The sequence below is a fragment of the Pseudomonas sp. FSL R10-0399 genome, assembly GCF_009600165.1.
GTDB lineage: Bacteria > Pseudomonadota > Gammaproteobacteria > Pseudomonadales > Pseudomonadaceae > Aquipseudomonas > Aquipseudomonas helleri.
On the sequence record NZ_WIWK01000049.1, the window covers coordinates 16,623 to 40,464 of the forward strand.

Here is a 23,842-nt window from a genome sequence, read left to right on the forward strand (position 1 = left end):
GCATCTACTAAGGTATCTGGCAGGTTTCTTCATTCAGGAGTTTCCATCCCTCCGGCCTGCTCATAAGGAAGGTGACGAATGCGTATAGATAGATTAACCAGCAAGTTGCAATTGGCGTTGTCCGATGCCCAGTCATTGGCCGTTGGTCATGACCATCCGGCTATTGAGCCTGTGCACTTGATGCAAGCATTGTTGGAACAGCAGGGCGGTTCGATCAAGCCGCTGCTGATGCAAGTCGGTTTTGATGTAAACAGCCTGCGCAAAGAGCTGACCAAAGAGCTCGACCAACTGCCAAAAATTCAGAATCCAACCGGCGACGTGAATATGTCGCAGGACTTGGCGCGTCTGTTGAATCAGGCAGATCGTCTGGCGCAGCAAAAAGGCGATCAGTACATCACCAGCGAGCTGGTCGTGCTGGCCGCGATGGACGACAACAACAAGTTGGGTAAATTGTTGTTGAGCCAGGGCGTAACCAAAAAAGCCCTGGAAAACGCCATTAACAACCTGCGTGGCGGCGAAGCGGTCAACGATCCAAACGCTGAAGAGTCGCGTCAGGCGCTGGATAAATACACCATCGACCTGACCAAGCGTGCCGAAGACGGCAAGCTCGACCCGGTGATTGGCCGTGACGATGAGATTCGTCGCACCATTCAGGTCTTGCAACGCCGGACCAAAAACAACCCGGTACTGATCGGTGAGCCTGGCGTGGGTAAAACCGCGATTGCTGAAGGTTTGGCGCAGCGGATCATCAATGGCGAAGTGCCGGATGGTCTTAAAGGCAAGCGCCTGCTGTCGCTGGACATCGGCGCACTGATTGCCGGTGCCAAGTTCCGTGGCGAATTCGAAGAGCGTCTGAAAGCAGTGCTCAACGAGCTGTCTAAACAGGAAGGGCAAGTCATCCTGTTTATCGACGAACTGCACGTCATGGTCGGTGCCGGTAAAGGCGAGGGCGCCATGGATGCGGGCAACATGCTCAAGCCAGCGTTGGCCCGGGGCGAGCTGCATTGCGTCGGTGCGACCACGCTCAACGAGTACCGCCAATATATAGAGAAGGACGCAGCGCTTGAGCGTCGCTTCCAGAAAGTATTGGTCGATGAGCCAAGTGAAGAAGACACCATCGCGATTCTGCGGGGGCTGAAAGAGCGCTATGAAGTGCACCACAAGGTGGCGATCACCGACGGTGCGATCATTGCGGCGGTCAAACTCAGCCATCGCTACATCACTGACCGGCAGTTGCCTGACAAGGCAATCGACCTGATGGACGAAGCGGCCAGCCGCATCCGCATGGAGATCGACTCCAAGCCTGAAGTGCTGGACCGTCTTGAGCGCCGCTTGATTCAACTGAAGGTTGAAGCCCAGGCGCTGAAGAAAGAAGAAGATGAGGCGGCGAAAAAACGTCTCGAGAAACTGCAGGAAGAAATCGAGCGCCATGAGCGTGAGTATTCTGACCTGGAAGAAATCTGGACCTCGGAAAAAGCCGAAGTGCAGGGTTCTGCCCAGATCCAGCAGAAAATCGAGCAGGCTCGCCAAGAGCTGGAAGTGGCACGCCGCGGTGGCAACCTTAACCGCATGGCCGAGTTGCAGTACGGGGTCATTCCCGACCTGGAGCGCAGCCTGCAGATGGTCGACGAGCACAGCAACCAGACTGAGAACCAGTTGTTGCGCAGCAAAGTGACCGAAGAAGAAATCGCTGAAGTCGTCTCGAAGTGGACCGGTATCCCCGTGTCGAAAATGCTCGAAGGCGAACGCGAAAAACTCATGAACATGGAAAACCTGTTGCATGAGCGCGTGATTGGTCAGGACGAGGCCGTGGTGGCCGTGGCGAACGCGGTACGTCGTTCGCGGGCTGGCTTGAGTGACCCGAACCGTCCAAGCGGCTCGTTCATGTTCCTGGGCCCAACCGGTGTCGGTAAAACCGAGTTGTGCAAGGCGCTGGCCGAGTTCCTCTTTGATACTGAAGAGGCAATGGTACGGATCGACATGTCCGAGTTCATGGAGAAACATTCCGTGGCTCGACTGATCGGTGCGCCACCAGGGTATGTGGGTTACGAAGAAGGCGGTTACCTGACCGAAGCAGTACGGCGCAAGCCTTACTCGGTGGTGCTGCTGGACGAAGTCGAGAAGGCGCACCCGGATGTGTTCAACGTGCTGCTGCAAGTGCTTGAAGACGGTCGCCTGACTGACAGCCATGGCCGTACGGTGGATTTCCGCAACACGGTGATCGTGATGACCTCCAACCTGGGCTCTGCACAGATCCAGGAACTGGTCGGTGATCGTGAAGCACAACGCGCTGCGGTGATGGATGCGGTGAGTACGCACTTCCGTCCGGAGTTTGTGAACCGGATCGACGAAGTGGTGATCTTCGAGCCTCTGGCACGTGATCAGATCGCAGGCATTGCCGAGATCCAGCTGGGTCGTCTGCGCAGCCGTCTGGCTGAGCGTGACCTGACGCTGGAACTGAACCAGGATGCGTTGGACAAGTTGATCGCTGTGGGTTACGACCCGGTGTATGGCGCACGGCCACTCAAACGTGCGATTCAACGCTGGATCGAAAACCCTCTGGCACAACTGATTCTTTCGGGTCAGTTCTTGCCAGGCACCACGGTAGTGGCCAGTGTGAAAGACGACGAAATCGTCTTCGCATAAGGCTCAAGACCCGTGTTTTAAGGAAGGCCTCACTGAGTGAGGCCTTTTTTTACTTAGGGTGTTGATCTGTAAGGAAAACGCTTGTAAGATGCGCCCCGCAGTAAGTCACCCGCAACGGCAACTTGGCCCAAACCGAGAAGCCCATTAGAAGACCTAAATCATTGTCTTCTAAGGAAAAAAAAGGGTTGACAAGGGTTTGAAAGGTTGTAAAATGGCCCGCCTCAGAGACGCCAACGCAGCGATGCGATGAAGTCAAAGAGAGCTGCAAAGATGTAAAGCAGTAACGTTGTAAATTGAAACAAATAGTTCCGCGATAGCTCAGTTGGTAGAGCAAATGACTGTTAATCATTGGGTCCCTGGTTCGAGTCCAGGTCGTGGAGCCAGTTTCAAGCCGGGGTATAGCGCAGTCCGGTAGCGCGCCTGCTTTGGGAGCAGGATGTCAGGAGTTCGAATCCCCTTACCCCGACCATTTTTGGGTCGTTAGCTCAGTTGGTAGAGCAGTTGGCTTTTAACCAATTGGTCGTAGGTTCGAATCCCACACGACCCACCATTTTTGGCTCCAGTTCGCTGGAGCTAGATCTTAAGATCAGAGGCCAAAAGCGCTGATCGCAGAAGGCGCCTCTTGAAGGTGCCTTTTTTTTACCGGGGTATAGCGCAGTCCGGTAGCGCGCCTGCTTTGGGAGCAGGATGTCAGGAGTTCGAATCCCCTTACCCCGACCATTTTCTGCCCGGCAGTAATGGGTGTGAAAAATCAGGTACTGATGCCAATCGCATCAGAGGCCATAAAAAAAGCGTCCTTCGGGACGCTTTTTTTATGCCTGTAGAAAACCCGGTTCCCCGCGACCTTGTAGTCGCTGCCGCAGGCTGCGATAAGGCCCGAAGGGCCTTCGGTTTTAAGCAGGACCGCGATACGGTCCATCGCAGCCTTCGGCAGCGACTACAGGCCCATCACGCCTTCGCGGCCTTGGCGTCGGCGTCCTGCAGGTCTTGCAATGCCGCTGAATATTGATCGGCCTCGGCTTTTGGCACCATCTGCCATGACGGTTTGCGCACCGCATAGAAGATGAACGGCGGCACGCCAGCAATCACCAGCCCGATCAACAAGACCCCTGCGTACTCGAAAAACGGCATGCTGCTGAAGTTATTCGGCGGGATAAAGCCGAACACCAGCGCCACACACGTCGAGAACAACCCCAGGTAGCACCAGCCATGCAGCCCTTTAAGGACATAGCCGCGTTTAACGTTGGGCTGAGTTTTACGCAGCTTCATGGCGGAGAGGAACATAAACACATAAATAATCAGGTACATCAGCGCCGCCATCGCACTGATCATCCAAAACGCATCCGACACGTTGTCGATAAAGATGTAAATCGTTGAGAGCAACGTGACGATCACGGCCTGCAGGTACAAAATATTTTTCTGTACGCCTTTTTTGTTCACTTCTTGCAGCACAGGCGGGAGCATCCCGGCCTTGCCCACAAACAACAGACCCGTCGAAGGCCCTGCCGTCCAGGCCAGTACTCCGCCCAACGCCCCGATAATCAGCAAAATTGCCATGATCGGCGTCGCCCACGGCATGTTGAACCCTGCAAAGAAAGCGGCATAGGCCTGAATCACGCCGGCTGTGAGGCTGGTTGAGTCAGCCGGTACCACCAGCGAAATCGCCACGGTCGGCGGGATGAACACCAGCAGGATCATAAAGAACGCCAAAAGAATCGCACGCGGCATTTCTTTTTGCGGGTTACGCAATTCGCGGGCGTGGATGGCGTTCATTTCGATACCGGCAAACGCCAAAAAGTTACTCACAATCAACACCAGGCCGGTAATCACCCCGGTGAATTCGCGCCACAAGTCCGAGTGCAGGTTGTGCGGGCCTGCCTTAACCGTGGTGGAAGTGTCGAAAATGGCCGGGATCAGCGCGTCCAGGGTTAATGGCGCCGCAGACTTGTGCCCCAGTACCAGCCAAGCCACGCCCAGCAATACCAGCACGGCAGCAGGCAGGGCCGTGCCCAGCAACATGAACCAGGACGTCAGCTTGGACAGCGCACCCAGGCCGTTAAGCGCGACAAACGTTGATAACCAATACAACACGATGATCACCGCCGCCGTGAACACCCCGCTTTTGGCCAGGTCCGGGTTGATCAAGTAGGCCATGGTACTGGCTGCAAATCCGAGCACGATGGGGTACCACACCACCACCTGTACCCACATGAACCACATGATAAAAAAGCCCGGACGGTCGCCGTACGCTTGCCTCACCCAGCCGTAAATCCCGCCATTCCAGCCGGTGCCCAGTTCAGAGGCCACCAGTGACACGGGGATGAAGAACAACAGGGCTGGAATCACATATAGAAAAATAGAGCCCAGGCCATAAACGGCCATGGTCGGTAGTGAGCGGATACTGGCAACAGCGGCCACCATCATGAAACAGATGGTGAGCCATGACATGTAAGTTTTTGCTTTGCTGTTCGTAGCCATTTGCGCCTCCCTTAATCTTCCTGATCAGTGCAGCAAGCTCAGATTGAGCGTGCGGCTGAGATATTCAGCGGCCAATTGGCCGCGAACGCTGTTGCCTGCTACATCCAGTGGCGGAGCAAAGGCGGCGATGGCGCACACCCCGGGTACAACGGTCAGAATCCCGCCGCCAACACCGCTTTTGCCGGGTAAACCGACTTTGTAGTACCAGTCACCGGTGGTGTCATAAAGGCCATTCAAGGTCATTTCGGACAGTATCGGCGCTACGTTTTTGGCCTCTACCACGCGTTTACCGGTGAGCGGATTAACCCCGCCATTGGCCAGTGTCACGCCCATCGTGACCAGGTCCTGGCAGGTGATCGACACCGAACATTGGCGGGTGTACACGGCGCAGACTTCCATCGGATCGGCGTACATGTAGCCGTAACTTTGCAGCAACCAGGCAATGCCGCGATTGTGCTGATTGCTGGCGGCTTCGGACTTGTATACCTCTTCGTTGACGCTTAACTCGCGCCCGGCAAAGGCGTTGTAAGTGGCCTGGATTTTCTCCCAGCGCACTTGCGGGTTTTCGGCCTTGATCAAGCTGACGGTGGCCATGGCACCGGCGTTTACAAACGGATTGAGTGGTCGGCCTTTGTGCAATTCCAGGGCGACCACCGAGTTAAAAGGTTCGCCGGTCGGGTCACAGCCAATCTTGCTGCGCAACGTTTGCGGGCTGTATTCGTCGAGCACATGGGCGAGGGTGAAGACTTTGGAGATCGACTCGATGGCGAACTCGTAATCGGTGTCTCCGACCTCGGCATGGGTGCCGTCGCAGAACATGATGCTGATGCCGAACAACTGCGAAGGGACAGACGCCAGATAGGGAATGTAACTGGCGTTTTTACCGTGGTGATTGCTGGCGAAGCGTTTCAAGGCTTCCTCCAGGGCCTGTGTAACGGTGGCGTCGGCAGTCGTGACTTTTCGCTTCATTACGCTCGCTCCGTGAGTTCAGTACAGGAACGAAGACTATAGATCGGAAAAAAAGCGTTGATCGTAAATCGAACAGCAAACTTCAAATGCTTAGCTAAGCTGCATGGGTCGATGCTGAGCCGGTGGCAAGCGGTAGGTTCAGTTGTGTTGCTTATTACTCAAGGAGAGTTTTCATGGCACTGCACCGCGTCAAGCGTCACTCTGCGACTGACCCTATTTTTGGTTCATCGACTCTGGATCATGCCGCCGCGATCAAGCGCTTCCCGGAGTCGGAGCAGGTCGCAAGCGAGGTTTTCCAACTGGTCCACGACGAGTTGTATCTGGACGGCAACTCCCGACAGAACCTCGCCACTTTCTGCCAAACCTGGGCAGAAGATGAAGTGCACCGGCTGATGGACCTGTCGATCGACAAAAACATGATCGACAAAGACGAGTACCCGCAATCGGCGGAGCTTGAGAGCCGCTGCATCCATATGCTGGCCGACTTATGGCATTCCCCTGATGCGGCGAACACCTTGGGCACCTCCACCGTGGGTTCCAGCGAAGCTTGCATGCTCGGCGGTCTGGCTGCGCTGTGGCGCTGGCGTGCTGCACGTAAAGCCGCTGGCAAATCGACGGCTAACCCGAACATGGTCTGCGGGCCGGTACAGGTGTGCTGGCATAAATTCGCCCGCTATTGGGATGTAGAAATCCGCGAAGTGCCGATGTCCGAAGGTCACTGGTTCATGACCCCGGAAGACCTCGACGGCCGGGTCGATGAGAACACCATCGTGTTGGTGCCGACGTTCGGTCAAACCTTTACCGGTTTGTACGAAACAGTCCAGCCGCTGTCAGACGCCCTTGATGAGCTGGAAAAGCGCACCGGCCTGAGCGTTGATATTCACGTCGACGGCGCCAGCGGTGCCTTTTTGGCCCCGTTCTGTGCACCTGAAGTGCTGTGGGATTTCCGTGTTGCACGGGTCAAATCCATCAGCACCTCCGGCCACAAATTCGGCCTGGCGCCATTGGGTGCAGGCTGGGTGGTCTGGCGCGATGCGCAAGACCTGCCAGAAGGGTTGATCTTCCACGTGAACTACTTGGGCGGCGACATGCCGACATTCGCCCTGAACTTCTCGCGCCCGGCCGGGCAGATTATTTCCCAGTACTACAACTTCTTGCGTCTGGGACGTGAGGGCTACGAGCGTATTCACTCGGAATGCTATGCAACGGCGCAGTACCTGGCACGTGAACTGGTCAAGATCGGGCCGTTTGAAATGCTCTTCAGTGGCGACCCCAAGCTCGGGATCCCGGCACTGACCTGGCGTTTGAAGCCTGGCGCCGACACCAATTACACCCTGTATGACCTGGCTGACCGTTTGCGCATTCGTGGCTGGTTGGTGCCAGCTTACAGCCTGCCGGCGAATGTTGAAGACGTCGTGGTGCAGCGGATTCTGGTCAGACAAGGCCTGTCGATCGATATGGCCAAATTGCTGCTGGAAGACTTTGCGCGCAACGTGAAGTTTTTTGAAGACCACAAACCCCACGGCTTTAAAGGCCGTGAGGCGGAAGCGGGGAACCACGCAGGGCGTTGAAACCTGTGGTCGCTGTCCAGGCATGAGGCCGCGCCTCTTGCCTGGTCAGCGGCTACGGTTAATGCAGTTTCAGGCGCGGCTCGGTGCCGCGTCCGATTCTGCTGCCCAGCATCAGCATCAACGTACGGAACGTGCCATACAGCGCCATCTGGTGCATGCGGTACAGCGAAATGTAGAACATTCGCGCCAACCAGCCTTCCAGCATCACGGTGCCCATCAGGCTTCCCATCAAGTTACCCACCGCCGAAAAACTCGACAGCGAGATCAACGAGCCGTAATCGCGGTAGTGGTAGTCCGGCAATTGCGTTTTACCTTCCAGGCGCAGCTTCAACGATTTGGCCAGCAACGAAGCCTGCTGGTGAGCCGCTTGCGCGCGCGGCGGCACCATCTTGTCGGTGCCCGGTTGCGGGCAGGCCGCGCAATCACCAAAGGCGAAAATGTTCTCGTCGCGAGTGGTTTGCAGGGTCGGCAGCACCACCAATTGGTTGATCCGGTTGGTCTCAAGACCCGCCAAATCCTTGAGAAAGCCCGGCGCACGAATACCGGCGGCCCAGACTTTCAGGCTCGCAGGGATCACCTGCCCATCGGCAGTCACCAAACTGTCTGCGGTCACTTCGCTGACGGCCGAGTTGGTCAGCACTTTAACCCCAAGTTTCTCCAGGGTTTTATGCACAGGCCCGCCAATACGCTCAGGCAGTGCAGGCAATACCCGTGGCCCGGCTTCGATCAGGGTGATGTGCATGTTTTCTGGCTTGATGCGATCCAGGCCGTACGCTGCCAGTTCGTGCGCTGCGTTATGCAGCTCGGCGGCCAGTTCGACCCCGGTCGCACCGGCGCCAACGATGGCCACGCTGATGGTTTCGACCGCGTCTGTTTGTCCGGCGTGGGCGCGCAGATAGTGGTTGAGCAATTGCTGATGGAAGCGCTCGGCCTGCTTACGGGTATCCAGAAACAGGCAGTGTTCAGCCGCGCCCTTGGTGCCGAAATCGTTGGTGGTGCTGCCCACGGCAATCACCAGCGTGTCGTAGCTCAACTCGCGCGCAGGCACCAGCTCTTGCCCGTTTTCGTCGAGGGTCGCCGACAATGAGATCTTTTTCAGCTCACGGTCCAACCCGCTCATGCGCCCGAGCTGGAATTCGAAGTGATTCCATTTGGCTTGGGCCACATAGTTGAGTTCGTCTTCCGATGAGTTCAGCGAGCCGGCAGCGACTTCATGCAGCAGCGGTTTCCAGATATGGGTCAGGTTGGCGTCCACCAGCGTGACGCTGGCTTTGTTGCGCTTGCCCAGGCTCTTGCCCAGGCGGGTCGCCAACTCCAGACCGCCAGCGCCGCCGCCGACGATAACAATACGATGGGTCATAGGTATCACTCACAAGGCTTAAAAAAATCGGTGCGCGGGTTATCCGGGCGAGCGCAAAGCAGCTCAAAGCGCGGGACAACCTGGAATTCGGTGTGCAACGGGTCATCTGGGTTATGGGGCCAGGCATAAAGAGTGCCCCGTCAGATAGACGTTGCAGGGTGTGACAAAGCTACAGCATTAGCGCCATCAGGATCAAAGCCAGCATAACGGTTGCAGCTCAACGGCTCGACTCTCAGTTTGTCGTGTAGACGAACGAGGGTGTTTTCAATTAACCGCTTTGGGCTCACAAACTGATCCCGACATCGAAAATAATGCTGCGGCCCAGATTGTTGCGCAGAAAATCTGGCGCATCCGGTTGGGCGAACAATACTCGGGCGAAGGTCGGTCCCACCAGTGAAAGCGAGCGCCAGCCCTGGCGCAAATACTCGGTGGGCGGCGGGAAATGACTGTTCAGGTCCAGCACCTCACGTTTGAGGCTGGAAAAAGCGACGATGTCCAATTGGCCCAAGTCGATGTCGCGCTCTTGGTAGTTCTTGGCTTTTTTGTGCAGCGTGGGGCCCAGACGTTGCAGCAGCTTGCTGGCCGGGATCCGCTTGGGCCGCGCTTCGCGGCGCACCAGTTGGCTCAAGGAGTAAGCACTGCGGCGGCGCTGGAGTTCTTCGCGCCATTCATCGTTGAGACGGCGGCCTTCATCGAGCACAAAAAACACCTCAAAACGGGCCTCACCAAACAATACGTCGGGCGGTTCCTGGCTGGCTTGAGTGAAGTCCTCGGTGTGGTAGGCAATATTCAAGCCCTGAAGCAGCCGTTGGCATACCCAACGCTCACGCTCCCATTTGCGGGCATTGGATAAAAAGGCATTGGCTTGTTCGGCCTGACTCGTAAGCAGGCGCAAGTAATCAGAGTCGTCCATGCACGCAGCTTAGCCTTGAAACAGGTGTAACTGAAAGTGTGGGGGTGGAACGTTCAATTGCACCCCCACAGGCTTCACGATTAATGCAGACGTGTTGGCAAGTCTTCTGAAAACAACTCGTCTTCAGCGTCCGGGGCCACCGGGATCTTGTGTTCTTCGCTGGCCCAGGCGCCCAGGTCGATGAGTTTGCAACGGTCCGAACAGAATGGCCGGAAGGCATTGGTGGTTGTCCATTGCACTGCGACGCCACACGTCGGGCAGTCTACGGTCATTGGGGGTTTGGTCATGGTTGGCCTCCATGCAGAGTTAAATAAAAGTGATGCAAGCGCTCAACTTCGGACTTGAGCGCGTTGAGGTCAGTGTCGTTGACCAGCACGTCATCAGCATGGCGCAGGCGCTCTTCGCGGCTGGCTTGGGCCTTGAGGATAGCCTGCACTTGCTCTTCGCTGGTGTTGTCGCGCAACAACGTGCGCTGAATTTGCAGGGCTTGCGGGGCGTCGATCACCAATACGCGTTGGGTGGTCTTGTGTTGCCCGGCCTCAATCAACAGCGGCGACACCAAAATGGCGTAGGGCGATTGAGCCTGGGCCAGGTTTTGCGCGATCTCTTCACGCACCAGCGGGTGCAGCAGGGCTTCGAGCCACTGGCGCTCCTGCGGGTCGCTGAAAATCAGGCTGCGCAGCGCGCTGCGATTGAGCTGCCCGTCGGCCTGCAGCACGTCATCGCCAAAGTGCTTGGCGATTTGCGCCAGTGCCGGGCGCCCGGGTTCGACCACCCAGCGCGCCGCATGATCGGCGTCGACTACGTGCACGCCCAACGAGGCAAAGTGCTCGGCGGCGGCACTTTTGCCGCTGCCGATGCCGCCGGTGAGGCCGAGAACCCAGGGTTTGGAAGAGGGGGTATTCATTTCAAACCGAAATCTGCCAATAGAAGTCGGCCATTTGACCACCCCAGAGCAATGCAATCCAGCCGGCAATTGCCAGATACGGTGCAAACGGGATGGGCGTTGAGGCCTGCGCCCGGCGCATAGCCAGCAGCGCCAGCCCCACCAAAGCGCCCAGCAACGATGACAGCACAATCGTCAGCGGCACAATCGCCATGCCGCCCCAAGCCCCGAACAGCGCCAGCAACTTGAAATCGCCATAGCCCATGCCGTCCTTGCCGGTGAGCAGCTTGAACAGCCAAAAAATCGACCACAGGCTCAGATACCCCAGCGCCGCGCCCCATACAGCCTGGATCAGGCTGGTAAAGGTCTCGAAGGTGTTAAGCAGCAAACCCAGCCACATCAAGGGCAACACCAGCACGTCCGGCACGATTTGATGCTTGAGATCGATCAGGCAAATACCCAGCAGGCCCCAGGTCAACAGCAGCATCCAGCCTGCCTGCGGGCTTGCCCCGAAGTGCCATGCGACCACGCCCGACAAGACCGCGCAGGTCAACTCGGTGAGGGGGTAACGCAGACTGATGGCGGTTTTGCACTGCGAGCATTTGCCGCGCAGCACCAGGTAACTCAGCAGCGGAATGTTCTCCCAGGCGCGCAAAGTGTGTTGGCAGTGTGGGCAATGTGAGCGCGGCAGCATCAAGTTATACACAGGGCCTTTGGCCGGGGCGGGCAGGCCAAGCAGTTCGCGGGCCTGCGCCTGCCAGTCCTGCTCAAGCATCTTGGGCAGCCGCCACGCCAGCACATTGATAAAACTGCCCACCAGCAGGCCAAGCACCAGGGCGCAGGCGATAAAGGCGCCGGGAGACAGGGTGAAAACATCGATCGTGCTCAAATGACATGGCCCAGTTTGAAAATCGGTAAATACATGGCGATCACCAGCCCGCCCACCAAAACGCCGAGAACCGTCATGATTAGCGGCTCCATCAACGTTGTCAGGTTGTCGACCACACTGTCGACCTCGCTCTCATAATAGGTGGCGACGTGATTAAGCATGTCATCCAATGTGCCGGATTCTTCGCCAATTGCTGTCATCTGAATCGCCATGCCCGGAAACACGCCCGTCGCGCCCATGGCCACATGAATTTGGCTACCGGTTGCCACGTGCTGCTGGAGCCTGAGCACCGCCTCTTTGTACACGTGGTTGCCCGTTGCACCAGCGACGGCGCGCAACGCCTCGAGCAGCGGAACACCGGCCGCCAGGGTGGTGGCCAAGGTGCGGGCAAAGCGGGCGATGGCTGACAACCGCAGCAAGCTGCCGATAACCGGCAGTTTCAGCAGCCATCGATCAACCCGCTGGCGCAGGGCCTCAGAGCGTTTATAGCGATGGCCAAGCGCGAAAAAAATCAGGCAGCCACCGCCAAACAGCCAAGCGCCGTGTTGCGTCAGCATCTCGGACAAAGCGATCACCGCCAGGGTGAAGGCGGGCAATTGGGCATCAAAAGAACTGAACACGCCTTGAAACTGCGGTACCACCTTTATCAACAAAATGGCACTGACCACCAGTGCCACCAGCACCACGGCGATGGGGTAGGTCATGGCCTTTTTGATCTTCTTTCTCAGGGCTTCGGTTTTTTCTTTGTAGGCCGCCACCCGTTGCAGCACGACATCCAGAGCACCGGCCTGCTCGCCTGCGTCGACAAGATTGCAAAACAGCGCATCGAACTGCGCCGGTTTTTTGCGCAGCGCCGTGGCCAGGTTGATGCCTGCGCTGATGTCCTGCTTCAGCTCGCCGACCAATTGGCGCATGGTCATGTGCTCGAAGCCTTTGGCGATGACCTCAAGGGCCTGCAGCAGCGGGATGCCCGCTTTGATCAGCGTGGCCAGTTGGCGGGTAAACAGTGAGATTTCCAGCGCGGTGATCGATTTGCCCCTGCGCGGCTCGCGGTCACTATGACGGCGGATTTTACCTGCGGTAATACCTTGGCGGCGTAGCTGAACGCGGATCATGGCCAGGCTTTGGGCGCTGGTTTCGCCGCTCACAGGGGTGCCCTTGAGGTCGGTGCCTTCCCAGCGGTACACCCCGGTTTTAACTGGCTGTGTTGCCATGCGTTGATCCTTGAAGAGTGGCTCGCCCTGTTGGGCTGTGAGTCTGAAGGCTAGATGCGCCGGGCGCTGAGCAACTCACTGGAGCGTGTCCAAAGGTGTCTGCCATGCAGTGAGGGAGCATCCGCCCGCTAACCTTGATAGCCTGTGCGCACTTTTTTGCAGGCTTGGCACGGTTATGGCGTTTGGCCGCTGGGCCGCGTCCCACGTTTGGAGATTTTTTGTGAAACAACAACAACTCGGCATCACCCTGATCGAAATGATGATCGTGGTTGCGATCATCGGCTTGATCGCCTCGTTCGCGTTACCGGCTTACCACGAGCACACCATGAAGGCCCGCTTCGCTGAACTGAACGCCATCAGCAATACGTACAAGACGGCAGTGGCCCTGTGCTACAGCGAGAGCAATGACTTGAGCGTTTGCGACGCGGGCAGCCATGGCATTCCTGCCCCGGCCGATCCGACGGACAACCTGGCGGCTGGCATGACCGTGATTGACGGCGTGATCACCATGACCGGCACCGAGGCAGCGGGTGGCTGGACCAGCGTCATGACCCCATCGCTGAGCAGCTCGGGCGGCACACTGGTGTGGAGCCAAAGCGGTACATGCCTGGAGAAGGGGGCGTGCAAATAACGGGTAATCCTGTGGGGGGCAGCCCGGACATTGACGTCCGAAAATGGCGAGAACCGCTAAAAACCCGGTGCTATTCTGCGGCTCATGAACACACAAGACAGCCTTCCCGCACCCAGCACCGCCGCCTGTGAAATCGCCCGTTTAAGCCGCGATGCGCGGTTTGACGGGGTATTTTTTACCGCGGTTCTCAGCACGCGCATCTATTGCCGCCCGGTGTGCCCGGCGCGGCCGCCCAAAGCCGAAAATGTGGTGTATTACCCCAGCGCTGCCGCCGCCCAGGCCCAAGGTTTTCGCCCGTGCTTGCGCTGTCGGCCGGAGCTGGCGCCGGGTAACCAGTTGTGGCTGCATGGCGAGCATTTGGTGGCGCGGGCGCTCAAGCTCATTAATGAAGGCTATTTGGCCGACCACTCGCTGGAGACGCTGGCCGAGCGCATGCACATTGGCGCCCGTCAATTGCGCCGTTTGTTCGTCCAGCATTTGGGCGCGCCGCCCATGGCGGTGCATGCCACCCAGCGGCTGCTGTTCGCCAAACAACTGCTGACCGAAACCGACCTGTCGATTACCGAAGTGGCCATGGCATCGGGTTTTCGTAGCCTGCGCCGTTTCAATGCCGCGTTTGCCGAAGCCAACCATGCAGAGCCCAGGGCGTTCAGGCGTAGCCCTAAACCCCGTGCCGACAAGGCCTTGGTTCTGCGCCTGGGCTTTCGCCCGCCGTACGATTTCCAGGCGTTGCTGGGCTTTTTGCAGACCCGGGCTTTACCGGGTATCGAGTTAGTGGATGCACAGAGTTATCAGCGAGTAATGGGCGATCCAGCGGCGCCTGGCTGGCTGCGGGTCAGCGCCTGGCCCGGCGAACAGCATGCGTTGCAACTGGAGCTACTGAATGTGCCGCCGAGCCAGATGCTCAGCGTGGTCACGCGGATTCGCCGCATGTTTGATCTCGATGCCGACCCGCTGGCTATCGCCCGAACCTTGAGTGCCAGCCCGCTGCTGGCGCCGGTCATTGAGCGCTACCCCGGCTTGCGGTTGCCGGGTGGTTGGGACGGTTTTGAGGTGGCGGTACGCGCTGTGTTGGGGCAGCAGGTCAGCGTGGCTGCGGCGCGCACACTCGCCAGTCGCATCGTGCAGCGCTACGGCATTGCGATTGAGCCGGTTGCTGGGGCGGATTTGAACCGGCTGTTCCCCGGCCCCGAGCAATTGGCGGACGCCGACATGGACCAAATGGGCATTACCCAGGCCCGCATCAACACTATTCAAGGCATTGCCCGCGCCTTGCTTGACGGGCGAGTCGATTTTGCCCTCGAACAACCACTGCAGCACTTTATCAACCGCTGGGTGCAACTGCCGGGCATTGGCGAATGGACTGCGCATTACATCGCCATGCGCGTGCTTAAACACCCGGATGCGTTCCCGGCGGCGGACTTGATCCTGCGCCGCGAGGCCAATCCGCTGGGCGACCCGGTCAGCACCAAAGCGTTGCAAACCCTGGCCGAAAGCTGGCGCCCATGGCGTGCTTACTCAGTGATGTATTTATGGCGTGCAGCCACCGATTCGGCTGCGGCGCGCAAGGAGCCAACATGACCCAAGTGTATTACGACCAAATACCTTCACCGATTGGCCCGCTGTTTTTGGTGGCGGACGCTGAAGGCCTTCGCGAAGTCCGCTTTGAATTGGACCGCCGCCCACACACGCCACTGGACGGTTGGGAACATGCACCGCACAAACTGGCCGAAGTGCGCCGCCAGCTGGACGAGTATTTCGCGGGTGAGCGCTTGATCTTCGAGCTGCCGCTCAAACCGCAGGGGACGGCGTTTCAGCAGTCGGTGTGGCAAGCCTTGACCACCATTGCTTACGCCAAGACCACCAGCTACGGGGAGATTTCCCGGCAGATCCAGCGACCCAAAGCCTCACGGGCGGTGGGTGCTGCCAATGGGCGTAACCCGATTCCGATCATCATCCCGTGCCATCGGGTGATCGGCAGCAACGGCACCCTGACCGGTTTTGGCGGCGGACTGGCGGCCAAGCAGTGGTTGCTTGAGCATGAAGAACGCAGCCAAGGGTTCTCGCTGGCGTAATGACTGTAGGAGCGAGCTTGCCTCGCGATCTTTTAAACATTCAACAGATCGTGAGGCAAGCTCGCTCCTACAGGTGAGGGGGGTTAGATGCTCAAACGCATCGACAGGTCCACCGCTTTGACATCTTTGGTCATGGCACCGATCGAGATGTAGTCCACGCCGGTTTCGGCAATCGGGCGCAGGGTGGAGTCGTTGATCCCGCCGCTGGCTTCAAGTTTGGCCTGGCCCGCGTTGATGCGCACGGCTTCGCGCATGTCGTCCAGGCTCAGTTCGTCAAGCATGATGATGTCGGCGCCCGCCGCCAGCGCTTCCTTGAGTTCGCTCAAGCTTTCGACTTCGATTTCCACCGGCTTGCCAGGCGCGATTTTGTGCGCGGCATTGATGGCTTCGGCAATGCCGCCACAGGCCGCAATGTGGTTTTCCTTGATCAGGAAGGCGTCGTACAAGCCAATGCGGTGGTTATGGCAGCCGCCACAGGTCACTGCATACTTTTGCGCCAGACGCAGGCCCGGCAAGGTTTTGCGGGTGTCGAGCAGCTTGACTTGAGTGTCAGCGACTTTATCGGCCAATGACTGCGCGTGGGTCGCAACGCCCGACAACATTTGCAGAAAGTTCAGGGCGCTGCGTTCACCGCTGAGCAACGAGCGGGCAGGGCCTTCGAGGTGAAACAACACTTGGTTGGGGCTCACGCGCTCGCCGTCGACCACTTGCCAGTGCACGGCTACGCGCGGGTCAAGCTGGCGAAACACAGTGTCGACCCAGGCGGTGCCACTGATCACGGCTGCTTCGCGGGTAATGATCGTCGCTTTGGCCAGACGTTCGGCGGGTATCAGTCGTGCAGTGATGTCGCCGCTGCCCAGGTCTTCGGCTAACGCACGACGCACGTTGGCTTCGATTTCGGCAGTGAGGTCGGCCAGATGTAAATTCGGCATAACGCGCTCCACAAACAAAGTGCGTCGATTATATGACTATGCCGCTGCGGAACCCAAGGCGCATGCAGCGCAGGAATAACATGCCTAACTGTGCGGCTTTTGGCAGTTTCAGGATTAATTTGCCCGCTCGCTCATTGAAATGCCGAGTGTGACTGGTACAAGCGAGTTCTTTTACCGATAATCCGCCTTCTATTTGGCGTCATAGCTTTGACGCACTAGGTGATGTTCTGATTTCGACCTGCCGGCGAGTGTGCAAACACTTGCCGGTAACTGTCTGTGAGCGTCAGGCGTGACCCATGAGTCACGTGCAGTTCACGGGGCAGCGTAGAAACCATTACTGGAGGGCAGGATGCAAAATGACGGGAAAGTGGGGCCTGGCTACAGGACCTCTACGGAGTTGGCGATGCATTCGCCGCTTACCCGCCTGCCTGTGATCCTGTTGCAGGTGCATGACAAGGCCGCGCAGCAACTGAGATACGAGCTGCAAGTGCTGTTCGACAATGCCGACGAAACCCTGTTTGCAATGGCCGACAAGGCCCGCAGTGACGCCGAGCAAAGCCTGTATTTTGAAGCCATGCGCGACGTGCGGCTCAAGCGTAAAAACATCGAGCGCGGCTTTCTTGAACGACTGTTTTTCGCCTTCCTCAAATTGACCCAGCCAGAGACCAGCGAAAGCGCCTTGCATGACCCTGTGCCGACACAGAGCGCCTTTTCATTGGTCATTGTCGATAGCGAGCGTGATCAAGCGATCAATGCGATGGTCACTCAAGTGCTGGCCCGGGATCAGCTGGACCTGTGCCACTTGACCACGCGCCTCAACACCTTGAGTTGGGTGACGCTCAATGAGCACACCAACCCGTTGGGGCCGGCCATGCTCTGCGAGTACTTCTTGCAGGCTGAACGCGATCAGGGCGTTGATCTCAAGGTCAAACTGATCATGTTGCAGCTCTTCGAAAAGTACCTGCTCAGCCAGACCTCACGCCTGTACGCCGATGCCAACCAATTGCTGGTGGCCACGGGCGTGCTGCCCGAGATCTCGACCGGGATCGCCTGCTGTAGCTCAAGCAAGGCCGGGCACCAGCATGAGTCGGTAGTGGCGGGCGAAGACGTGAATCAGTTGGTCGGCAAGCTATTCGACTATATAAGCAGGGATCGCAACCTCGCGCCGCCGTTGAAAAAGCTCATGGGCCAGTTGCAAGAGCCCATGCTCAAGATCGCACAGCTCGATCCGCACTTCTTCAGCAGCGACAGCCATCCGGCCCGCAGCCTGTTGAACGTGATGGCTGATGCGGCGGTTGGCTGGGATGACAGCGTTGGCGTGCGCAACGAGCCGCTGTACCGCGAAATCGAACAGCTGTTGAAGCAACTGGCGCGTTGCCCCTGCGTTGACACGCCCGAGTTGCTGGAAGAGTTGCTGAATGACTTTTTGCGCTTTACTCACGCCGAACGCGGGCTGGTCGAGCAGCTTGAGCATCGTACCCGTGCCCACGAGCAGTTGCAGGCACGCCGGTTGCGCCCGTTGGAGGCTGGCCTGCCGTCGGCGCTGGATGAGCAGGATCACTTGGGTTTGCTGCTGGTCAGCCAGCTCCGTATTGGCACCTGGATCGAGCTGCAAACCAACCCGACCTGCCGCCAGCGCTGCAAACTGATTGCGATTATGGAGCCCGAAGGTCGGCACATTTTTGTCAATCGCAGTGGTGTGAAAGTGGTGGAAAAGAGTCGCATCGACTTGATCGGCCAACTGCGCAGCGGGACGATTTCGTTACTGGATGACCGCCCGTTGTTCGACCGCGCCCTGGCATCGATGATTGGCAGCCTGGGGCAATACAGCGCTCATTGATCCACAGCAGGCAGATTGCTCCCCATCGCCGCGTTCATCGCGGCATACTGGGCCTTTCGTTAGCGTCGTTGAGGAGCCTGTATGCAGCTGGACCCCGCAAGCGGTTGGTGCAAAGGCGTGCGCCATTGCCCGTCACCCAACTTCAATGCGCGCCCTGAGGGCGAGATCTCCCTGCTGGTTATCCACAACATCAGCTTGCCGCCGGGTCAGTTCGGTACGGGGAAAGTGCAGGAGTTTTTCCAGAATCAGCTCGACTTCACTGAACATCCCTACTTTGAAGGCATCCAGAAGCTCACGGTCAGTGCGCATTTTCTGATTGAACGTGACGGCAAAATCACTCAGTTTGTCTCGTGTCTTGATCGCGCATGGCACGCGGGTATTTCGTGTTTCGAAGGGCGTGAGGGTTGCAATGATTTTTCTTTGGGCATAGAGCTGGAAGGCACCGATGACCTGCCATTCACCGACGCGCAGTATGAGTCGCTGCTAGCCTTGACCCGGCAATTGCAAGCCGCCTACCCGGCGATCACGGCGCAGCGCATATGCGGTCACAGTGACATCGCACCGGGGCGCAAAACGGACCCGGGCCCGGCTTTTGAATGGATGCGCTTTCGTGACGCGTTGCGCCACACAGGAGATAAGCAATGAGTTTTGTGGTGTTACTGCTGGCGATTCTGGTCGAGAAGTTCTCGGCGCTGCGCCAGCGTTTGCAGTGTGATAGCGGCTGGTTGCGCGAACTGCACAAACTGGAGGCCAGTCCCAAACTGGTGAACAGGCCATGGTGGGTGCTGGCCATTCTGATTCTGTTCCCGGTGCTGGTCCTGGGCCTGCTGTTGTGGGTGCTGGAGCCGGTGGCGTATGGCTTGCTGGTGTTGCCGGTGCACCTGTTGGTGCTCATTTACAGCTTGGGCCGGGGTGACCTGCTCGCGGGGCTGGGGCCGGTTCGCGATGCCTGGCGGCGCGGAGATTTGCAAGCCAGTGCACATGTGGCCGAGCGCGACATTGGCGTGCGTGCAGACAGCGGCGAGCAGTTGCTTGAGAAAGTGCAGAGCCATTTGCTGTGGCAGGCGTATCAGAGCTTTTTTGCGGTGATTTTTTGGTACTTCCTGCTGGGGCCGGTGGCGGCCTTGAGCTATCGCTTGCTGGCGCTGGCGGCCGAGCACAGTAAAAAACCTGAGCTGGTTGAGCGTGCCCGGCAACTGCGGCATGCCTTTGACTGGTTGCCGGTGCGTTTGCTGGCGGCGAGTTTTGCGTTGGTGGGCAACTTTGCCGCGGTCACCCGGGTGATGTTGCACGAACTGCTGAGCTGGGACATCAGCGCAGAACAACTGATCAACAAAGCCGGTTGTGCCGCGGCTGAAATCCCGGCACCGCAAGTCGGCCCGGAAGGCGTCGCCAGCCTCGATACGCTATGGGCCTTGCTGCTGCGTGCGGCGGTGCTGTGGTACACCGGCTTTGCGGTGTGGACGTTGTTGCTCTAAGCCAACCGCCTGTAGGAGCGAGCTTGCCTCGCGATCTTTTGCTGGTTTAAAAGATCGCGAGGCAAGCTCGCTCCTACAGAGTTTTAGTTAGCTTCCCAGCCAAACACTTCACACGCATTTGCCGTGCTGGCCTCGGCCAACACCTCGGCACTGATCCCCATGATTCCCGCCAGTGCTTCACAAATAGCTGGCAAGTGCTCCGGGCTGTTGCGTTGGTTGGGGTACATGACCGGCGCCATGTCCGGCGAGTCGGTTTCCAGCACGATGGATTCCAGCGGCAAGTCGGCGATGACTTTGCGCAGGCGCAATGCCTGCGGCCAGGTCGCGGCGCCGCCCAAGCCCAATTTGAACCCTAGCTTGATGTATTCGCGGGCTTCTTCCCGGCTGCCTGCAAACGCATGAATGATCCCGCCGCGCTTAAGCCTAAAACGCTTCAAGGTCGCAATCACTGGCGCATGGCTGCGGCGCACGTGCAGCAAGGCCGGGAGTGAGGCATCTGCCGCCAACGATAACTGCGCTTCAAATAACGCCTGCTGAGCGTCGCGATCCAGCTCCGGCAAAAAGTAGTCGAGGCCGATCTCACCGACCGCGCACAACTGCGGGTGCCCGGCCAGACGCTCCAGCCATTGCCCGAGTTCGCGCACATGCTCGGGCCGATGCTGCGCCAGGTATACCGGATGCAAGCCAAAGGCGGCGTAGAGCTGAGGGTCAGTTTGGACCCCGTCCCACAGGCGCTGCCAATTGTCCTGATACACCCCCAACACGACCATTTGCCTGACCCCCAGCGCCCGGCTGCGCGCCAGTAAAGACGTGCGGTCGGGGTCAAAGTCCGGGAAGTCGAGGTGGGTGTGGGTGTCGATCAGGTGCATGCAGCCAACCTACTGAATGCGCTGTTTAAAGGTGCGCGCAATGGCCCGGATGCCCGGCTCGTAGCGCCGATCTTCAATGGCCGCCAAGGCCAGTTCCAGGGCTTTCTCAGCGATCAGCGGGTGCTGTTGGCCCATGGCATTGACCGGCAGCGGCAGGAAGTCCAGCAACTGTGTATCACCAAACGTGGCCAGGCGCAGCGGCGGCGTGTGGTCAGGGTGCTCCAGCAACGCATCGAACATGCCTTGCAGCAGCACGTAGGAGGTTGTAACCAGCGCTTCAGGAAAATGCCCCAAACGCTCCAGCAGCTCATCGATGATGCGGCGGCCACAGTCGCGGCTGAAGGCTGCGCCGTGCTCTATCAGAATTTCACCTTCAAAGCCTTCCAGTGCCTGTTTGAAGCCCGCCGCCCGCGCCTGGCTGATGCTCAGTTCGGGGCGTGCGCCGATCAGGGCGATTTGCTGTGGCAGGGGTGTGAGCAGGCTGCGGGTCAGTTGCAGGCTGGCTTCGCAGTCATCGCTGATCACGGAGCAGAAGCGCGCCGGGTCCAGGGTCCGGTCAATCGCAATGATCGGCATGCCGAGGTCTTGCAGTTGGCGGTAGCTGTCATCTTCCGGTGGCAGGCAACTGGCCACAAACAAGGCGTCGCAACGGCGGGCACGAAACAGCTTGAGCAACTGCCGCTCGCTGTCGGGGGCGTCATCGGAGCTGGCGATCAGCAATTGATAGCCGCGCGCACGGGCACCTTGCTCCAGTTGCTTGGCGATGCGTGCATAACTCGGGTTTTCGAGGTCCGGAAGAATAAAACCCAGTGTGCGTGTGTGCCGGCTGCGCAGGCCTGCGGCTTGCGGGTTGGGGGTAAACCCATGCGCCTCGACGACTGCGCGTACGCGCTCGACCGTGCTGCTGCTGATGCGCTGCTGCTCGGCCTTGCCATTGATGACATAGCTGGCGGTAGTCACCGAAACCCCTGCCAGGTGTGCAATATCACTGAGCTTCACGCCGAAAATTCCTTATTTTTTGTAGTACGTGTCGACATTGTGGTCAATCCTAACCGATTACGGCAGTCGATCATCGTCTGCCTTGTGGTCACTGTATTTTTTTGCAACATCGCTCGGTTGACATCGATCAAACCGACAGGTTGGGCTTCAAGCGCGAGCGATTATGCAGTAACGTGCCGTTCTTTCTTGATTAAACGATTCAGCTTACGTGATTTAAGGTGTTTTCCCACGACAGCAGGGTGCTTGCCACACATCTGCTGACACACTCCGGGGAGAGCGACCTAAGCTGACATAATTCAAAACAATACCGTGCGCCATTGAGCGTCGGAAAAGGAGAACGCATGCTCGAGCTCACCATAGAGCAGATTTCCATGGGCCAAACGGCTGTGGACAAGTCTGCGGCGCTGCACTTACTCGCCGATAAACTGGTCGCCGATGGTTTGGTGGCCGAAGGTTATCTGAATGGCTTGCAGGCGCGTGAGGCTCAAGGCTCAACCTTTTTGGGGCAAGGTATTGCGATCCCCCATGGCACCCCTGAAACCCGCGACTTGGTGCACACCACCGGCGTGCGTTTATTGCAGTTTCCACAGGGTGTGGACTGGGGCGACGGGCAGATTGTTTACTTGGCGATCGGGATTGCGGCCAAGTCCGATGAACACCTGCGCCTCTTGCAGCTGCTGACCCGGGCGCTGGGTGAAACCGATCTGGGTGAAGCTCTGCGCCGCGCCAGCACACCAGAGGCGCTGCTCAAGTTGCTCCAGGGCGCACCGCAAGAGCTGGCGCTGGACGCTCAGATGATCGGCCTTGGCGTGTCTGCCGACGACTTTGAAGAACTGGTTTGGCGCGGTGCGCGTTTACTGCGCCAGGCCGATTGCGTGAGCAATGGTTTTGCCGCTGTCCTGCAACAAGCAGAAGCGCTGCCGCTGGGCGATGGTCTGTGGTGGCTGCACAGCGAACAAACGGTCAAACGCCCGGGGCTGGCGTTTGTCACCCCAGACAAGCCAATACGCTACCTTGGCCAGCCGCTCAGCGGCCTGTTTTGCCTGGCCAGTTTGGGCGAGGCGCATCAGGCCCTGCTTGAACGCCTGTGCGCCTTATTGATTGAAGGGCGTGGCCAAGAGTTGGGCCGCGCCACCAGTCGCCGTGCGGTGCTCGAAGCCTTGGGCGGCGAGTTGCCAGCCGATTGGCCGAGTGCTCGTATCACCCTGGCCAATGCCCACGGTTTGCATGCGCGTCCGGCCAAAGTGCTCGCGCAATTGGCCAAGGGCTTTGAGGGCGATATTCGTGTGCGCATCCTCGATGGCCAAGAGGGCAGCGCCGTGTCTGCCAAGAGCTTGAGCAAACTGCTCAGCCTCGGCGCCCGTCGTGGCCAGGTCCTGGAATTTATCGCAGAACCGACCATCGCCAATGACGCCTTGCCAGCCATTTTGGCGGCGGTTGAAGAGGGCCTGGGCGAAGAAGTCGAGCCACTGGCAGCGCAAGCGGAACACGCGCCAGCCTTGGCCGAGATTGCTGAAGTGGTGCTGGCCCCGGCTGCCGGCAGCGTGATCCATGCCGTGGCGGCGTCGCCGGGCATTGCCATCGGCCCGGCGCATATTCAGGTGCTGCAAACCTTCGATTACCCGCTGCGCGGCGAGTCATCCGCGGTTGAGCGTGAGCGTTTGCACGGTGCTATCAGTGCGGTGCGCCAAGACATCGAAACGTTGATCCAGCGCAGCCAGTCCAAGGCCATTCGCGAGATTTTCATCACCCACCAGGAAATGCTCGACGACCCGGAACTGACCGATGAAGTCGGCTCGCGGCTCAAACAGGGTGAAAGCGCTGAAGCCGCCTGGATGGCGGTGATCGAAGCGGCGGCCCGTCAGCAGGAGTCCTTGCAGGACGCGCTGCTGGCCGAGCGTGCGGCGGACTTGCGCGACATTGGTCGCCGCGTACTGGCGCAGTTGTGTGGTGTCGAAACTCTGGCCGAGCCCGATCAGCCCTACGTGTTGGTGATGGACGAAGTCGGGCCTTCTGATGTGGCGCGCCTCGACCCGGCGCGGGTCGCGGGCATTTTGACCGCTCGCGGTGGGGCGACCGCACACAGCGCCAT

At 58.6% G+C, this 23,842-nt stretch carries 20 protein-coding genes and 4 tRNA genes; 13 read left to right on the plus strand and 11 right to left on the minus strand.

Annotated elements, in window-relative coordinates; all coding sequences use genetic code 11:
* Window positions 1-78: 78 nt before the first annotated feature.
* The 5 genes from clpB (at window position 79) to GHO41_RS15385 (ending at window position 3,366) form a co-directional block, all read left to right on the plus strand.
* Window positions 79-2,646 (plus strand): ATP-dependent chaperone ClpB, encoded by a 2,568-nt coding sequence (gene clpB, locus GHO41_RS15365; protein ID WP_048367348.1) that lies wholly within the window; start codon window positions 79-81, stop codon window positions 2,644-2,646.
* A 307-nt stretch (window positions 2,647-2,953) separates the two neighbouring features.
* Window positions 2,954-3,029: transfer RNA gene (locus GHO41_RS15370), tRNA-Asn, on the plus strand.
* A gap of 9 nt (window positions 3,030-3,038) precedes the next feature.
* Window positions 3,039-3,115: transfer RNA gene (locus tag GHO41_RS15375), tRNA-Pro, on the plus strand.
* A 5-nt stretch (window positions 3,116-3,120) separates the two neighbouring features.
* A tRNA-Lys gene (locus GHO41_RS15380) sits at window positions 3,121-3,196 on the plus strand.
* Between the two features lie 93 nt (window positions 3,197-3,289).
* A tRNA-Pro gene (locus GHO41_RS15385) sits at window positions 3,290-3,366 on the plus strand.
* Window positions 3,367-3,594: 228 nt separating this feature from the next.
* Here the strand turns inward: GHO41_RS15385 and GHO41_RS15390 are convergent.
* The gene (locus GHO41_RS15390) at window positions 3,595-5,094 is read right to left on the minus strand and encodes an amino acid permease (RefSeq protein ID WP_228393728.1); all 1,500 of its coding nucleotides are present in this window, start codon (window positions 5,092-5,094) and stop codon (window positions 3,595-3,597) included.
* 54 nt (window positions 5,095-5,148) lie between these two features.
* The gene (gene glsA, locus GHO41_RS15395) at window positions 5,149-6,093 is read right to left on the minus strand and encodes a glutaminase A (RefSeq protein ID WP_153434043.1); all 945 of its coding nucleotides are present in this window, start codon (window positions 6,091-6,093) and stop codon (window positions 5,149-5,151) included.
* Window positions 6,094-6,266: 173 nt separating this feature from the next.
* On the opposite strand from glsA, the gene GHO41_RS15400 reads away from it, so the two are divergent.
* Window positions 6,267-7,664, plus strand: coding sequence for a glutamate decarboxylase (locus GHO41_RS15400; RefSeq protein WP_153334951.1), 1,398 nt, complete (start codon window positions 6,267-6,269; stop codon window positions 7,662-7,664).
* Window positions 7,665-7,722: 58 nt separating this feature from the next.
* On the opposite strand, the gene GHO41_RS15405 is transcribed toward GHO41_RS15400, so the two are convergent.
* From GHO41_RS15405 to GHO41_RS15430, 6 genes are all read right to left on the minus strand, one after another.
* Complete coding sequence (locus GHO41_RS15405; protein ID WP_153434044.1) at window positions 7,723-9,024, minus strand: NAD(P)/FAD-dependent oxidoreductase; 1,302 nt, start codon at window positions 9,022-9,024, stop codon at window positions 7,723-7,725.
* Window positions 9,025-9,307: 283 nt separating this feature from the next.
* Window positions 9,308-9,937 carry a DUF1780 domain-containing protein gene (locus GHO41_RS15410; protein ID WP_048367338.1) on the minus strand — a complete coding sequence of 210 codons (630 nt, stop codon included), beginning with the start codon at window positions 9,935-9,937 and terminating at the stop codon, window positions 9,308-9,310.
* A gap of 80 nt (window positions 9,938-10,017) precedes the next feature.
* Window positions 10,018-10,224 (minus strand): DNA gyrase inhibitor YacG, encoded by a 207-nt coding sequence (yacG, locus tag GHO41_RS15415; protein ID WP_048367331.1) that lies wholly within the window; start codon window positions 10,222-10,224, stop codon window positions 10,018-10,020.
* Window positions 10,221-10,844, minus strand: coding sequence for a dephospho-CoA kinase (gene coaE / locus GHO41_RS15420; protein ID WP_153434045.1), 624 nt, complete (start codon window positions 10,842-10,844; stop codon window positions 10,221-10,223). Before coaE ends, yacG begins: the two co-directional genes overlap by 4 nt.
* A 1-nt stretch (window position 10,845) precedes the next feature.
* The gene (locus GHO41_RS15425; RefSeq protein ID WP_153434046.1) at window positions 10,846-11,712 is read right to left on the minus strand and encodes an A24 family peptidase; all 867 of its coding nucleotides are present in this window, start codon (window positions 11,710-11,712) and stop codon (window positions 10,846-10,848) included.
* Window positions 11,709-12,926, minus strand: a complete 1,218-nt coding sequence (locus GHO41_RS15430) for a type II secretion system F family protein (RefSeq protein WP_153434047.1) — start codon at window positions 12,924-12,926, stop codon at window positions 11,709-11,711. The genes GHO41_RS15425 and GHO41_RS15430 overlap by 4 nt, the downstream gene beginning before the upstream one ends.
* A gap of 220 nt (window positions 12,927-13,146) precedes the next feature.
* On the opposite strand from GHO41_RS15430, the gene GHO41_RS15435 reads away from it, so the two are divergent.
* The 3 genes from GHO41_RS15435 (at window position 13,147) to GHO41_RS15445 (ending at window position 15,632) form a co-directional block, all read left to right on the plus strand.
* Window positions 13,147-13,557: a prepilin-type N-terminal cleavage/methylation domain-containing protein gene (locus GHO41_RS15435; RefSeq protein ID WP_371928941.1), complete on the plus strand. Its 411-nt coding sequence runs from the start codon at window positions 13,147-13,149 to the stop codon at window positions 13,555-13,557.
* Window positions 13,558-13,641: 84 nt separating this feature from the next.
* The gene (locus tag GHO41_RS15440) at window positions 13,642-15,138 is read left to right on the plus strand and encodes a DNA-3-methyladenine glycosylase 2 (RefSeq protein ID WP_153334957.1); all 1,497 of its coding nucleotides are present in this window, start codon (window positions 13,642-13,644) and stop codon (window positions 15,136-15,138) included.
* Window positions 15,135-15,632 carry a methylated-DNA--[protein]-cysteine S-methyltransferase gene (locus GHO41_RS15445; RefSeq protein WP_153434049.1) on the plus strand — a complete coding sequence of 166 codons (498 nt, stop codon included), beginning with the start codon at window positions 15,135-15,137 and terminating at the stop codon, window positions 15,630-15,632. The genes GHO41_RS15440 and GHO41_RS15445 overlap by 4 nt, the downstream gene beginning before the upstream one ends.
* 83 nt (window positions 15,633-15,715) lie before the next feature.
* On the opposite strand, the gene nadC is transcribed toward GHO41_RS15445, so the two are convergent.
* Window positions 15,716-16,564, minus strand: a complete 849-nt coding sequence (nadC, locus tag GHO41_RS15450; RefSeq protein WP_153434050.1) for a carboxylating nicotinate-nucleotide diphosphorylase — start codon at window positions 16,562-16,564, stop codon at window positions 15,716-15,718.
* A 403-nt stretch (window positions 16,565-16,967) separates the two neighbouring features.
* Between nadC and GHO41_RS15455 the strand changes: the two genes are divergently transcribed.
* The 3 genes from GHO41_RS15455 to ampE all read left to right on the plus strand — a co-directional run bounded on the left by GHO41_RS15455 (window position 16,968) and on the right by ampE (window position 19,882).
* Entirely contained in the window at window positions 16,968-18,404 is a 1,437-nt protein-coding gene (locus GHO41_RS15455; protein ID WP_371928942.1) for a DUF1631 family protein, read from the plus strand.
* A gap of 81 nt (window positions 18,405-18,485) precedes the next feature.
* Window positions 18,486-19,049, plus strand: a complete 564-nt coding sequence (gene ampD / locus GHO41_RS15460; protein ID WP_153355675.1) for a 1,6-anhydro-N-acetylmuramyl-L-alanine amidase AmpD — start codon at window positions 18,486-18,488, stop codon at window positions 19,047-19,049.
* Window positions 19,046-19,882 (plus strand): regulatory signaling modulator protein AmpE, encoded by an 837-nt coding sequence (gene ampE, locus GHO41_RS15465; RefSeq protein ID WP_153434052.1) that lies wholly within the window; start codon window positions 19,046-19,048, stop codon window positions 19,880-19,882. The genes ampD and ampE overlap by 4 nt, the downstream gene beginning before the upstream one ends.
* Before the next feature lie 83 nt (window positions 19,883-19,965).
* Here ampE and GHO41_RS15470 read toward each other — a convergent pair whose 3' ends face one another.
* Window positions 19,966-20,751 carry a TatD family hydrolase gene (locus GHO41_RS15470; protein ID WP_153434053.1) on the minus strand — a complete coding sequence of 262 codons (786 nt, stop codon included), beginning with the start codon at window positions 20,749-20,751 and terminating at the stop codon, window positions 19,966-19,968.
* 9 nt (window positions 20,752-20,760) lie between these two features.
* The gene (gene cra, locus GHO41_RS15475) at window positions 20,761-21,750 is read right to left on the minus strand and encodes a catabolite repressor/activator (RefSeq protein WP_273218569.1); all 990 of its coding nucleotides are present in this window, start codon (window positions 21,748-21,750) and stop codon (window positions 20,761-20,763) included.
* 341 nt (window positions 21,751-22,091) lie between these two features.
* On the opposite strand from cra, the gene fruB reads away from it, so the two are divergent.
* A partial coding sequence (gene fruB, locus GHO41_RS15480) for a fused PTS fructose transporter subunit IIA/HPr protein (RefSeq protein ID WP_153434054.1) occupies window positions 22,092-23,842 on the plus strand: 1,751 nt, incomplete at its 3' end.